This is a genomic window from Streptomyces sp. Inha503 (assembly GCF_047215865.1).
Lineage (GTDB): Bacteria > Actinomycetota > Actinomycetes > Streptomycetales > Streptomycetaceae > Streptomyces > Streptomyces lycopersici.
This window is the reverse complement of record NZ_CP178360.1, coordinates 11,994,779-12,007,183: the sequence shown is the minus strand read 5'-3', so window position 1 is coordinate 12,007,183 and position 12,405 is coordinate 11,994,779. Positions and strand designations below refer to the sequence as shown.

Annotated in this window: 13 protein-coding genes and 4 pseudogenes; 6 read left to right on the top strand and 11 right to left on the bottom strand. The window is 70.2% G+C overall.

What is annotated here, in order from left to right; translation table 11 throughout:
* Positions 1-34: 34 nt before the first annotated feature.
* On the bottom strand, positions 35-1,480 hold the full coding sequence (locus ACJX2R_RS49760; protein WP_413105561.1) for an MFS transporter: 1,446 nt from the start codon (positions 1,478-1,480) through the stop codon (positions 35-37).
* 51 nt (positions 1,481-1,531) lie between these two features.
* On the opposite strand from ACJX2R_RS49760, the gene ACJX2R_RS49755 reads away from it, so the two are divergent.
* Both ACJX2R_RS49755 and ACJX2R_RS49750 read left to right on the top strand, forming a co-directional pair.
* On the top strand, positions 1,532-2,116 hold the full coding sequence (locus tag ACJX2R_RS49755) for a CGNR zinc finger domain-containing protein (RefSeq protein ID WP_413105560.1): 585 nt from the start codon (positions 1,532-1,534) through the stop codon (positions 2,114-2,116).
* Between the two features lie 244 nt (positions 2,117-2,360).
* Positions 2,361-2,552 (top strand): hypothetical protein, encoded by a 192-nt coding sequence (locus tag ACJX2R_RS49750; RefSeq protein WP_413105559.1) that lies wholly within the window; start codon positions 2,361-2,363, stop codon positions 2,550-2,552.
* 338 nt (positions 2,553-2,890) lie between these two features.
* Here the strand turns inward: ACJX2R_RS49750 and ACJX2R_RS49745 are convergent, their stop codons facing one another.
* The 3 genes from ACJX2R_RS49745 to ACJX2R_RS49735 form a co-directional block, all read right to left on the bottom strand.
* Entirely contained in the window at positions 2,891-3,313 is a 423-nt protein-coding gene (locus ACJX2R_RS49745; protein ID WP_413105558.1) for an IS30 family transposase, read from the bottom strand.
* Positions 3,314-3,464: 151 nt separating this feature from the next.
* Positions 3,465-4,127: a response regulator gene (locus ACJX2R_RS49740; RefSeq protein WP_413105557.1), complete on the bottom strand. Its 663-nt coding sequence runs from the start codon at positions 4,125-4,127 to the stop codon at positions 3,465-3,467.
* Positions 4,124-5,251, bottom strand: a complete 1,128-nt coding sequence (locus ACJX2R_RS49735; protein ID WP_413106158.1) for a sensor histidine kinase — start codon at positions 5,249-5,251, stop codon at positions 4,124-4,126. Before ACJX2R_RS49735 ends, ACJX2R_RS49740 begins: the two co-directional genes overlap by 4 nt.
* Before the next feature lie 229 nt (positions 5,252-5,480).
* On the opposite strand from ACJX2R_RS49735, the gene ACJX2R_RS49730 reads away from it, so the two are divergent.
* The gene (locus tag ACJX2R_RS49730; protein ID WP_413106157.1) at positions 5,481-5,855 is read left to right on the top strand and encodes a DUF6223 family protein; all 375 of its coding nucleotides are present in this window, start codon (positions 5,481-5,483) and stop codon (positions 5,853-5,855) included.
* Positions 5,856-5,884: 29 nt separating this feature from the next.
* On the opposite strand, the pseudogene ACJX2R_RS49725 reads toward ACJX2R_RS49730, so the two are convergent.
* Positions 5,885-6,560 (bottom strand): annotated as a pseudogene (locus ACJX2R_RS49725) (APC family permease); the annotation flags it as partial.
* Between ACJX2R_RS49725 and ACJX2R_RS49720 the strand changes: the two are divergent.
* Positions 6,561-6,842, top strand: a pseudogene (locus ACJX2R_RS49720) (IS630 family transposase); the annotation flags it as partial. It abuts the pseudogene before it with no gap.
* A 20-nt stretch (positions 6,843-6,862) separates the two neighbouring features.
* Here ACJX2R_RS49720 and ACJX2R_RS49715 read toward each other — a convergent pair.
* The 5 genes and pseudogenes from ACJX2R_RS49715 to ACJX2R_RS49695 form a co-directional block, all read right to left on the bottom strand.
* Positions 6,863-7,240, bottom strand: coding sequence for a nuclear transport factor 2 family protein (locus ACJX2R_RS49715; RefSeq protein WP_413105556.1), 378 nt, complete (start codon positions 7,238-7,240; stop codon positions 6,863-6,865).
* Positions 7,241-7,312: 72 nt separating this feature from the next.
* Positions 7,313-7,594: pseudogene (locus ACJX2R_RS49710) on the bottom strand (type II toxin-antitoxin system RelE family toxin).
* Entirely contained in the window at positions 7,591-7,848 is a 258-nt protein-coding gene (locus ACJX2R_RS49705; protein ID WP_413105555.1) for a hypothetical protein, read from the bottom strand. The pseudogene ACJX2R_RS49710 and the gene ACJX2R_RS49705 overlap by 4 nt, the downstream one beginning before the upstream one ends.
* Before the next feature lie 306 nt (positions 7,849-8,154).
* On the bottom strand, positions 8,155-8,451 hold the full coding sequence (locus ACJX2R_RS49700; RefSeq protein WP_413105554.1) for a hypothetical protein: 297 nt from the start codon (positions 8,449-8,451) through the stop codon (positions 8,155-8,157).
* 556 nt (positions 8,452-9,007) lie between these two features.
* Positions 9,008-9,970, bottom strand: coding sequence for an NADP-dependent oxidoreductase (locus ACJX2R_RS49695; RefSeq protein WP_413105553.1), 963 nt, complete (start codon positions 9,968-9,970; stop codon positions 9,008-9,010).
* Positions 9,971-10,141: 171 nt separating this feature from the next.
* Between ACJX2R_RS49695 and ACJX2R_RS49690 the strand changes: the two genes are divergently transcribed.
* Positions 10,142-11,089 (top strand): LysR family transcriptional regulator, encoded by a 948-nt coding sequence (locus ACJX2R_RS49690; protein WP_413105552.1) that lies wholly within the window; start codon positions 10,142-10,144, stop codon positions 11,087-11,089.
* Between the two features lie 161 nt (positions 11,090-11,250).
* Here ACJX2R_RS49690 and ACJX2R_RS49685 read toward each other — a convergent pair.
* A pseudogene (locus ACJX2R_RS49685) lies at positions 11,251-11,472 on the bottom strand (site-specific integrase); the annotation flags it as partial.
* A 258-nt stretch (positions 11,473-11,730) separates the two neighbouring features.
* Between ACJX2R_RS49685 and ACJX2R_RS49680 the strand changes: the two are divergent.
* Positions 11,731-12,264, top strand: coding sequence for a DinB family protein (locus tag ACJX2R_RS49680; protein WP_413105551.1), 534 nt, complete (start codon positions 11,731-11,733; stop codon positions 12,262-12,264).
* Positions 12,265-12,405: the final 141 nt, after the last annotated feature.

The window sequence follows — 12,405 nt, the reverse complement described above, 5'->3', positions numbered from 1 at the left end:
TCACGGCGTTATCGGATCAGATGCAGGTGGACCGTCATCGCGGGTTCCCACGCGTGGCGTCGGGTTCGGGGCGGCGGTCGGCGGTGGGGCGCCGGGTCAGGCTGAGGACGAGTCCGGCCAGGGGAAGTGCCGCGAGCACGGCGAGGGCCACCGACACCGGCACGATGCCGGACAGACCCGCGACAGCGGCCGGACCGATCCCGCCACCCAGGGCGTTCATGAAGTTGAGCAGGCCCTGTGCGGTGTCGCGGTCGTCCGCGGCGACCAGGTCCGGCGCGAGGCTCACCAGTACGGCTTGGGCGCCGGCGAACCCGCACACGGTCAACGCCGTGCCGACGACAATCGGGATCGGCCCGGTGAAGATCGCGACCACGAGCACGCCGACGACGGTGAGTGCCGCAAGCCCGGCCGACACCTGCCAGCCGGTGAACCGGTCGGTCAAGGTACCGACCAGCCGCCCGGCCAGCACCGAGCAGGCGGCGGCCGGGACCAAGAGCACGCCGGCTTCCAGGGGGCCACCGCCCGTGGCCTGCTCGATCAGGGACGGGGCGCGGAACAGCACCCCGTAGTAGCCGGCGAAGACGGTCCCGCCGATGAGCCCGGCCGCCAGGAAGCCGCGGGATGCGATCACCCGCCGAGGCACGAACCCGTCGGGCGTGCTTCGCATGCGCCACCACAGTCCCACGGCGGCGAGCGCCCCGGCGGCAGCCACGACGAGCGTGACCGGAGCGGGCAGGCCGACCGAGTGTGCCTGAAGCAACGTGATCAAGGAGCCGGCGAATACAGACAGCACGGCCGCGCCGACGATATCGAGTCGCCCGGTCGAGCCGTTTCGCTCGCCGCTACCGCTCCGCGTCAGCGCGCGCCTACTCGGCAATGCGGCCAGCAGGAGGGGCAGCGCGAGGGCCGGGATCGCGAGCACGGCACGCCACCCGAGCCATGCGGTCACCGCCCCGCCCAACAGTGTTCCGCACCCCGACGCCGTCGCGCTGGCGGCCGCGATGATTCCCAGGGCGCGGATCCGTTGCCGCCCGGGAAGGGCGGTGGCCGCGGCAAAGACGGCGATCACGGTCGCGCCCGCCCCGGCACCGCCGATCAGTCGGCCGACGATCACGACGGACAGTGTCGGCCCGGCTCCGGCGAGCACGGAGCCCGCGGCGAGCGCCATGACCCCGGCGACGAGGACCTGGAAGGGGCTCCAGCGGACCAGCAGCCGACCCGCGACCGGCATCGCGAGCGCGGAGGTCAGCGACCACGCGGCGAGAATCCATGCGGTGGCCCCGAACGGCACCGCGAGTGCGCGGCCGATGGCCGGCAGGGCCACCGACGGCGCTCCCAGTGCCACGTACATCGGCAGCACCAGCATCCCCAAAGTCAGCCCCAGCCGACGCCCGTCCGGGGCGTCGGTTCGCTCCGGTGCCGGGGCCCCTCCAGACGGGATCGTCTGCGGCGTCGTCCCCTGCCGAGTATGTTGTGACATGCTAAAGCTCCTTTGGGTGTAACATTATGGGGCAGCAAGGAGACACGTCAAATGCAGGATGCGTATTACAGCCCATTGGTGGTCCAGACAGCCGTCGACCTGGCCAACACCTTGAGGCCGATCAGGGGAGAGGACGCGCTCGAGACCGTGGAGCAGCTCCGGGACTTCCTTGACGACCATCCCGCGGCTGAGCCTCCGAGTTCGGCCGCGAGCCAAGGGACCGGTCCGCGGCATCTCACCCGCGCCGACCTGGCGGAAGTCCGCGCATTGCGCGAGACGGTGCGTGAGGTGCTCGAACGGGCGAACGCGGACGCGGTCGAAGCTGCGGCTCTGATCAACGACGGTCTGCGTCGCAGCCGCGCCACCCCGGTACTGCGCCACGAGGACGACCGCTGGTGGACCGAGGTGACCTCCGACACCGACCGCTGCTCGGCGCACCTTGCCGCGACTACGCTCAGCGCACTGGCCTCCGTGATCGCCACGCTCGGTCCCGCTCGTCTCGGCGTATGTGCCGGGCCGACCTGCCGGGCCACTTTCGTGGACCTCTCGCGCAACGGCTCGAAGCAGTACTGCACCCGAACCTGCGCACACCGGGCCAGCGTCGCGGCCTACCGGAGCCGGCGCAGCCCGCGTTGAGCGCCGGCACCTGACCCTGCCAGGCCGGCGCCGGGGTCCCGTCCGAGCCCGCCTCCGACGAACTCGTCCGGGCCTCCGAGGGCGTTCCTCGCGATGCGATCTACATCGCAGCGAAAGCCGCAATGCGGGCCCGAGACCGCAAGATCTCCGTTCCGATCGTCCAGGACGCAGCGCGAGCCTGGTATCAGTCCGACAAGGCGCGTGCTCTCCGCGCGTATCCCGAGCCGGACCGACTGACGTCTGGGTGATCGACTACGGTGCCTTCGTCGATCTGCTCCACACCAACTACGCTCCCCAAGGTCTCCTGCCCTTCAAAAGCGACGACAGCGAGGAGCAACACATCGGGCTCGACGTTTCGGTCCAAGACCTTCGCGCGATGCGACGGGCAATTCTCGACCTCGACGTCCAAGCAACGGCGGATCTCAAGCAAGGTTGAGCCGAGCCATGGGGGCTGGTACCGGAAGCAGGCCCTGGGCACCCATGCAACACAGCAGGATTTGACACGGATTCCGGGTGGCCCAAGCCTCGGGGCCGGGATGACGCGCACACCGTGGGCCGTGCGGGCAGCGGATGCCCGCACGGCCGCAGTCCCTGCGCAACGGCATGGGCCTTCCAGGGGAGCTCAAGGCGGGCCTCGACCGGGATAGTGGTCGCTCGGGAAGCCGCCCTCCGGGCCCGGTACCGGTGGCCAACGCCTCTTCACCGTCCCGGCTGCCACTCCTCACCCTGTCGGCAAACGATGGCGAGCTCAAGCGGTCAGCGCATCACCGCTGTTCAGGAGGCCAGCGTAGACCTCTGCCGGAGTGCGATAGCCATGGGTCTTACGCGGACGATGGTTGAGTTCGTGGGCGATGGCGTCCAGGTCGGCCTGGCTGAACGTGCGGAGGTCCACGCCCTTGGGAGGTACTGCGGAAGCAGTCGGTTGGTGTTCTCGTTGGTACCGCGCTGCCACGGGCCGCGCGGCTTGCAGAGGTAGATCGGCATCCCGGTTTCGGCGGTGACGGCCTGGTGCCCGGCCATCTCCCGGCCCCGGTTCCAGGTGAGCGTCCGCCGGAGCTGGGGCGGGATGCCGAGGAGACTCCTGGTGAGGTGCGGAGTGACCCGCTCAGCCTTGATGCCGTCGGGCAGCGCAACGATGGCCGTGAAGCGGCTGGTGCGCTCGACGAGCGTGGCGACCGCCGAGGGCCGGGCGCCCATCACGAGGTCGCCCTCCCAGTGGCCCGACCTTGCGGTCCTCGACCTCGGCAGGGCGGGCGGTGATGGACACCATGCCGCTGAAGGAACTGGCCCGCGAAGTCCTGGGCGACGAAGCCCCGTAGCGCCCTGGCCGGTCAACGGCGCGCGGGGGTTAGGAGGTGCGTGGGGCCACCAGGCCGGATTCGTAGGCGAGGACCACGAGTTGGGCGCGGTCGCGGGCCTGGAGCTTGGCCATGGCCCGGTTGATGTGGGTCTTGGCGGTCAACGGACTGATGACCAGGCGGTCGGCGATCTCGTCGTTGGACAGGCCCTGGGCGACCAGGGCGACCGCTTCGCGTTCGCGGCCGGTCAGCTCCGCCAGCCCGGTGCCGGTACGGGTGAGGGGCGGCTGGGTGACGTACCGGTCGATGAGCTTGCGGGTGATCGCGGGCGCGAGCAGGGCGTCGCCGCGGGCGGCGACGCGTACGGCGTGCAGGAAGTCTTCCGGCACGATGTCCTTGACGAGGAAACCAGCGGCGCCGGCGCGCAGCGCGTCGAAGACGTACTCGTCCATGCCGTAGTTGGTCAGCATGACGACGTGTACGCCGGCCAGGGCCGGGTCCGCGGCGATGCGCCGGGTCGCTTCAATGCCGTCCATGACGGGCATCTGGATGTCGATGAGAGCGACGTCGGGCAGCTGCTCCTTGACGAGCGCCAAGCCCTTTTTGCCATCGGCCGCCTCGGCCACCACCTCGATGTCGTCTTCGAGGTCGAGTAGCGCGCGGAAACCGCTGCGGATGAGCGGCTGGTCATCGACCAGCAGGACCCGGATCACGAGGCTCCGTTCGTGGGGAGTTCGGCCTGGACGGTGAAGCCACCTGCGCTGCGCGGCTCGGTGCGCAGTCGCCCGCCCAAGGCCGTAACGCGTTCGCGCATGCCGAGCAGTCCGAGGCCGGGCGTCGGGGCGGGGTGCAAGATGGCCTTTCCGTTGTCGTCGATATGGATACCGAGGGCGTCCGGCCGGTAATCGATGAGCACTGAGGCAGTGGTTGCGGCGGCGTGCCGGGTGACGTTGGTGAGCGACTCCTGAACGATCCGGTAAGCGGTACGGCCCACCGCGGCCGGCACGGCGTGCGGGTTTCCCTCGATCGTCAGCGTCGTCTCCAGGCCGGTCGTTCGGAACCGTTTCACCAGGTTGGGGATGTGGTCGAGTCCGTGCGGCGGGGTGGTGTCGTCGTCACGCAGCGCCTCAAGGGTCGCGCGCAGCTCCCGGCTCGCCTCCCAGCCCGCTTCCTGGATCGCCAGCAGGGCCTCCGGCACCTGCTCGCCCCGCCGCCGGGCCACGTGGACCGCGACCTCGGACTGCACCCTGATAACCGATATCTGATGGGTGAGCGAGTCGTGCAGCTCCCGCGCGATGCGCAGCCGCTCCTCATCCGCCCGGCGCCGGGCGGTCTCCTCGCGGGTGCGCTCGGCTTCGTCCGCCCGCCGTTCGGCCTGCCGCACTGCCTCCCCGGCGGCGAAGGCGGCGATCAGCCAGGCGATCTCAAGGGTGTTCCGGGCCTGCGCCACGACCTCGCGCGCGGGACCGTCATGGAAGACCAGGGCCGTGAGGTGGAGCACGGCCAGCAAGCCCACAGAGGCAGCCAGCGTGACGGCACGGTGCCCGGCGCGTACCGCGCCGTAGACCGCGACCAGGTACGCGACGGAGAGCACCTCAAACCCGGCCCCCAGGTAGCCCACCGCACACAGCCCGGTGATCGTCAGGACCACGAGCGGCGCCCGGCGGTGCGCGGCCAGCGCCAACCCGCCACCCGCCAGTAGCGCGCAGCCGAGCAGCTCGCGGCCCCCGGACGGGTGTGTCCCCGACAGCCCGGTACCCAGCAGCAGCACCGCCACGCCCACCGCGATCGCCCAGTCGGTGACCCCGGCCGGGGCAGCAAGCCGTCCTTTGCCCATGGGGGCCACCGTAGCCGGATGTGGTTGTGGGCGAGTCCAGCTCATGGACGAGCAGTCGGCTACCGCGTGCGCGGTACTACCGAGCCGTCCGCCGCATCCGCGGTATCCGCATCCCGCAGCGGCAGCAGCGGAAAGTGCCTGCACCTGCTGGATGACCGGTGGGGGTCCGGCTCGCATGCTCAAGGCACATCGAACCCCGCAGTCAGCGACGGAGAAGGAGGAGAGCGGCATGAGTGCTTCAGCAGCGCTGTTGGCGGCCGCCGAGGGTGGGATCATCGGCGACGGACGGACCGGGGCCAACCTGGCCCTCGGGGTGGGGCTGCTCGGCCTGGCCATCGGCTGGCTGGCCTTGGCCCGAGCCGGCGGCCGGATCAGCACCGGCAACGCGCGCACCGGCGGGATGTCGGCCAGCGCGGTGGGCATGGCCGGCATGGCCCTTGCGGTGTTGCACCTGGCCACCTCCAGTGGCGGTCCCGGCACCGGCAATGGACTCGTCGGCGCCATCGTGGCCATCCCACTGGGGCTGGGCGCCGTGCTCCTCGGCCGCCGGGCGCTGACCCGATGCCACCGCGCCGACCGGCCCGCCGATCGGATGCCCGTCTGACGGCCACCGGGGCACAGCGTGCATACGGCCACTGCACGCCGGACCCCGTAGGCGGCGGCGCCGAGGGCCAGGACCGCGGCGCCCCAGAACACCGAGGACGCCGGGAGAGCGAAAGCCAGGGCGAGGCAGCCGGCCAGCCCAACGGCCGGGATGACCCGCGCCGGGCGGCCCTCGTCCACGGTGAGAATCCAGGCAGAGGCGTTGGCGACGGCGTAGTACGCGAGCACACCGAAGGAGGAGAACCCGATCGCCCCGCGCGCATCGGCCGTCGCTGCGACCACCGCCACCACGGCACCGACGACGAGCTCGGCTCGGTGCGGCACCTTGAACTTCGGGTGCACCGCGGCCAGGGCGTGCGGCAGGTGCCGGTCGCGAGCAATGGCCAGCGTGGTGCGGGAAACACCGAGGATGCGCCAGCAGCGAGCCGAGCGCGGCCACCGCCGCACCGACACGCACGACCGGTACGAGCCAGTCGGCTCCCGCCGCCCGGGTCGTGTCCGACAGCGGCGCGGCGGCATCCGCCGGCCCCTTCGGGCTGAGAACCGTCAGGACGGCGACGGCGACGGCGACGACGGCGGCGGCGGCGTAGACGACCAGAGTGATGCCGAGTGCGATCGGGATGGCCCGGGGGATGGTGCGGGCGGTGTCGCGGACCTCCTCACCCAGGGTGGCGATGCGCGCGTACCCGGCGAACGCGAAGAAAAGGCGGACATCCGCCGCTGGGCGAAGAAGAACAAGGTCGAGCTGTGCTTCACCCCGACCTACGCTTCCTGGGCCAATCCGATCGAGGCCCACTTCGGCCCGCTGCGGCAGTTCACCCTGGCCAACTCCCACCACCGCAGCGGCCCCGCGCAAACCCAGGCACTGCACCGCGACCTGCGCCGGCGCAATACCAACACCCGCCACCCCGACGTACTCACCGCCCAACGCAAGGAACGCGCCCGCGTCCGCAGCGAGAAGGGCGTCCGCTGGGGCGGACGCCCCTCAACACCGCAGCCTGACCAAACTCAGGAGGCGGACGGTTCGATCTCCCCCGCAAAGACGATGACCTGGTCGATGAGGCTCCGCCGCAGATGGACGACGTCCGTTCCCGCCAGGCGGGGACCTCCATCCGGCGTGGTAAAGACCCACTGGTACCGGGCCCACTCGCCAGGCATGTCCACCGCCGAGCAGCGCACCATCGTGCCGGTCCCCGCCGGGTGGCGCCGGATGTCCAGCACGAACCGCTCGACCGCCGCGATTCCTTCGCTGCGACCCAACGGCCCCCAGAAGACCACGTCTGAGGTCAGAGCCTGGGAGAGCAGGGCAGTCACATAGCTGTTGTCCGAGGCGTTGAACGCGGAGATGAACGTGTCAATCGCGGAGCGTGCAATCTCTTCCTGCATGCCCCAGTAATACCAGCCGTTCGCGTGCGCTCGTCCCGCGAGCCGCCTTCCGATCACGGTGAACCATCACGGTCACAGCACTAGACGGTCCGGGCGCGTCGGTAAGCCGGTTCGACCGATGTGGATGACCACGACGGTGACGGTGGCTTCTGTGATCTCGTACAGGACCCGGTAGCGGCCGACGTGCATGCGGCGCAGGTCCGGGGAGCCGTACTCCGCGGTGCCCGCCGGTCGGGGGGTGTCGGCGAGCAGGTCGACAGCGTCCATCAGCTACCGCAAGCCGTCAGGGTCGTCCTTGAGGAACCGGGCGGCCGCGTTTACCGCGCCCTCGTCCCAGATGATCGCGTAGGTCAGGAAACGTGCCCCAGCCCGAGCTGGGCACGCACCTGCTCATGCGGCACGCCGGTGGTCTCGCCGGACGCCTGCCGCGCCCGGTACTGCGCCAGGGTCGAAGCACAGACAGCGACCGGGATGGTGTCGTTCCGTGCTCTCGGCGCGAGCAGCGGCGCCGCCAGCAGCAGCTGGACCAGCCCGCCGACCAGGTCCCGCCTGCCACCGGACCGCAATCGGCCTGAAGCGATGCGTCTGCCGTCGGCGGCGGCCGCCATAGCCCTTTGCGGGTATTCTCCCGTGCCAGGTCGACGCGTGACCGATGCACGCCTCCGCTCGGCGACGCGCAGTGCGCGCCGGGTGCTTTGCCGCAGTCAGGGCAGGTGACCTCGTAGACCCGCCAGGGGCAGGGGGCCTGCCGGGCTTTGATCTTGCGTTCTTCCACGATCGGCAGCAGTCGCTCATCGTGAGGGACGGGGCGCACTTCGCCGGTGCCGGTCCCGTCGTCGATGCCCTTGTTGGCCGGCGTCGGGGGCTGTGCCGCTGGGGTGGGCGTGGCCGGCTTGTTGAAGCCCCCCGCGCTCCTACCAGAGCTTGGTCTGCGTTGCCTGGCGGGCGTTGACATGGTTGCCCGCCTCGGCCGCCGCTTGGACGAGCGCTTCCACACGATGGCGCAGTGCGGTCGGCGACAGAGGGCGGCGGCTGCGGCTCAGCTCTGTGAGGAGGTGAGTCAGATTCTTTGCCACCGCCTTGGCCTGGGCCTCGAGGTGGTCGGCGGCCGCATGGGCGATCCGGTCTTCGTCCTCGGTGCGATCGTGGTCGGCGGTGGCGTTGGCAAGGGTCAGGCACTCGCGGACCTGCTCGGTGCGCCGGCCAGCCACCGCTTCCTTCCTTCATATCGTGTAGAAGCTCGGCGCCCGTATATCCCTGTCCGGGGACGATGTTGCCCAGCTCTTCCAGCCATGCAGCCAGCGAGGTCAGCGAGCGCACTCCGCAGCCCACCAGGAAACTCTTGAGCATCTGCGCGGTCAGCGGTCGAACACCCCGCAGCATGGCGGTGCAGCTGGTGTGGGAGAGCCCGGTGCCTGACGGGCTACCGCTCGCAAGCTCAGTCCCTGGAAGTCCAGCAGGGCTCGGACCAGCGTGCGCATCGCGTCGCAGTCGGCGATGCCCGCGGGCGGTATGAGCTTTCCCTTTTCAGCCCAGTAGCGCATCACCTCGTGCACCGGGTCTGGTGCCGCAGCGGATTCCAGCCGTAATTGCTGCCACCGCGCACGCCACTCAGCGGGATCACCGCCACAGGCCAGGACGTAGCCGTGGACCGGCTCCCAGGACGGCCGTTCTTGCCCGACCGCTGAAGTCAGCATCGAGATGCGGGACAACGGCCGCCGGGTAAAGCTCCACATCGTGAGGCTCGGCGCGCGGACCCACGAATGTTCAGGGGGTGAGGACCAGCTTGCCCGGTGCGTGCCCCGCGAGGCCGGCCCGGTGGGCTTGTGCGGCCTCGGCGAGCGGGTAGACGGCGGCCACGACGACCCGCAGCTCCCCGGAGCCGGCGCGCTCGACGAGGTCGCGGCGGGCGGCTGCCCGGACTTCGGTGCCGGCGTCCTGTCCCGGCCCGTAGCCGAGCAGCTTGATGCCGGATTCCTCGCGTCGCGGGGAACCGGTGATGGAGGCGATCCGCTGCCTGTCGGCCACCAGCTCCAGCGAGACGTCGAGTGACTCTTCGGTGCCGGCGAAGTCGACCGCGGCACTGATGCCCCGCGGTGCGGCGGCGCGCACCCGGTCGGCGAGCCCGGCACCGTATACGACGGGAGTGGCGCCGAGATCGCGCAGCAGCGGATGATTGCGCTCCGCGGCGGTGGCGATCACCGTGGCTCCCCGAGCGGCGGCGAGTTGCACCCCCATCAACCCCACCCCACCGGACCCGCCGTGGACGAGGACCGTGTCGCCGGTGCCCACCCCCGCCGCCTCCAGCGCGTGAACCGCAGTGGTGCCGGTCAGCATCAGCGACCCCGCTTCCGCCCAGCCGAGGCCGGCGGGCTTGCGGAAGACCGACGTGGCCGGGGCGGTCACATAATCGGCGTAGGCGGCCGTCACCGGATACACGATGACCTCGTCGCCGATGCCCACCCCGGCGACCTCCGCGCCGACTTCAGTAACGACGCCGGCGCACTCCAGACCGATCGAGGGCATCGAGGCGGCGATTCCGGCGGCGTCCTTGTGGTCGTCGTCCACGGCGTGGAACGCGCCGCTGTACAGCTTCCAGTCGATGGGGTTCACCCCAGCGGCCCGGACCCGGACGACGACGCCGTCGGCGGCGGCTAGCGGGACCGCCACGCTGGAGACGGCGAGCACCTCGGGCGTGCCGTAGGCGGTCGGGCGCACGATCCTGGGCATGGTTCTCCAACTCCGGTCCTGATTGAGGCCGGCCCGCACCCGCAGGGAGGGCGGCGCGACCGATGGCTTGCGGAGAGACGTTTCCCCCTCCGAGGACCAGCTTCCGTCACCCTTGGCATAATTCCTAATGCATTCTCGTAAGAGAATAATTGCGCCAAACGCACGGAGAGGATGCCTGTGGCGGAGGACCTGGATCTCAACCTCCTGCGCGTCTTCGACGCGTTGATGGACACCGGCAGCGTCGCGGAGGCCGCGGTACGGCTGCACCTGTCCGCGCCGGCAACCAGCAGGGCACTCGGCCGACTGCGACGCGCGATGAACGACCCAATCCTCGTCCGGGCCGGTCAGGGTCTCGTCCCCACGCCGTTCGCGCAGCGCTCGGCGTCCCGCGTCAAAGCCCTGCTCGATGCTGCCGCCGAACTGCGGGCCGACACCGCCGAACGTGACCCCCGATCCTGGCAGCGCGCCTTTTCCATCCGCCTCAACGACGCCCTCGTGCCGATCCTTGTGCCCCGGCTGCTCCGCCGTGTCACCGCGGACGCGCCCGGAGTACAGCTCCGCTTTCTGGCCCAGAACTCCAAGGAGCCCGATCTCCTACGCGACGGTTCCATCGACCTCGACGTCGGTGCGATGGGTCCTCCGCCCGTGGACATCCACACCGCAAAGCTGTTTACCGCCCGCTTCGTGGCCGTCGTCGCGGCCGACTCCGACCTGGGACGCGCGGCAAAGCTCACCATCAACGACCTGTGCGCTCATCCCCACATCTCTGCCTCACGACGCGGCCTCGCCGCAGGTCCACTCGACGACGTCCTTGAGCAAATCGGCCGCTCGCGCCACGTCGCGGCAGTCGTCCCCTCCTACGCCGCCGGAGCCCTCGCGGCCCTCGAAGGCGGCGCCATCTGCCTCATCCCCCACCTCACCGCCGCGCACCTGATCGAACGAGGCGTCCCCCTGCGCCGCCACGAAGTCCCTCTCGCACTGCCTACCACCGACGTGGAACTCCGCTGGCACCGGCGGGTCGACGAAGACCCCGCATCGCAATGGCTGCGCGATCACCTCAAGCGCGCCGTCCAGTCGCTCGGCCGTGTTCCATCCGGCGGAAGACGGTCGGAGCCATAAGCAGATCGCTGCGGCGCTTGTAGATGCCGCTGTCGAAGCTGGTCGCCCGCCCGAGGGAATCAAATCCTGCAAGACCGCCTGGTATTCGACGGACCGTCCCAGTGGCGTCGTGCCTTTTCGATTTCGCCTGGCCTCCCGGAGCCCTGCTCGCTGCCGTGGCGTCAGCGGCGTGCATCGCCGGGCGCAAGGAGGCTGGTCAGCTCCGAGATCGCCCCGGGGGACGGCTTGAAGTGGCGGCGGACGTTCTCCGGTCTCTTGTGCCGGGACTTCGCCATCAGCATCAGCAGGGAGGCGCCCTGTTCTCCGAGGCGGGTGAGGGCGGAATGGCGGTACTCGTGCATATCCCACCCGGTGCCCGGCCCGCGCACCGAGGTGTGCTCCAAGCGCTGCCCCAGGCCATGGCTGGCCGCGGCTGTGCTGTCCTCATGCGGCATCCCCCGGCCACGTACCTCACGGTTGAAACGAACCTGCTCACGGCCCAGACACAACCCGTCCGGCGACCCGTCGGACGTCCTTCCCGCAGCCCGCGCAGATCGGACCATCGGCCACGGGCGCAGGTGTCGGACGGGTCATTGCGCAACCGGGCGAGCTGGGTGGTCAGCCGGTGCTCCGCGGTCCGCCTGCCACGCTACGTTCGAGGGATGCAGCAGTCTCCGCAACAGGTCCCCACGCTCCTTGACGGGCCCGGCGTCAACGTCTCCGATGCCCGTGAACTCCTCCTCGGTTACCTGGCGTGGTATCGCGAAGCATTGATGCGGAAGCTCTCCGGGCTGTCCGACGCCCAGCTCCGGACGCCGGTGCAGCCGCTGGGCTGGTCACCACTCGGCTTGGTCCAGCACCTCAGCTGGGTCGAACGCCGTTGGATGCGCTGGGGATTCGCCGCCGAGAACGTCCTCGCGTACCCACCCGGCGGCGATGAGGCCGAATGGGCGATCCCCGTCGGCACACCTACCGCGGAGATCATGGCCGCCTATTGGGATGAAGTGACCACGACGACCTCGCTGGTCGCGACTGCTGACCTGGCCGACAAGGCCAGCGTCGGCGGTCGCTTCCGAACACCCGGCCAGGCTCCCTCCCTCGGACGGATCCTCTTCCATCTGCTCCAGGAGTACGCCCGCCACGTCGGCCAACTCGATGTTGCCCGAGAGCTCATCGACGGGGCGACAGGCGAGTAGTACGCCAGGCCCATCCCTCCGATTGAGGGGGCGGCCCTTAGGGCCAACTGGCACAACGTCGAACGTCTTCCTTTTTCGATGTTCAAGCGCGGGATGAGGACCTGGGTCACCCACGCGGATGAGTCACGGCCATCACCGGAA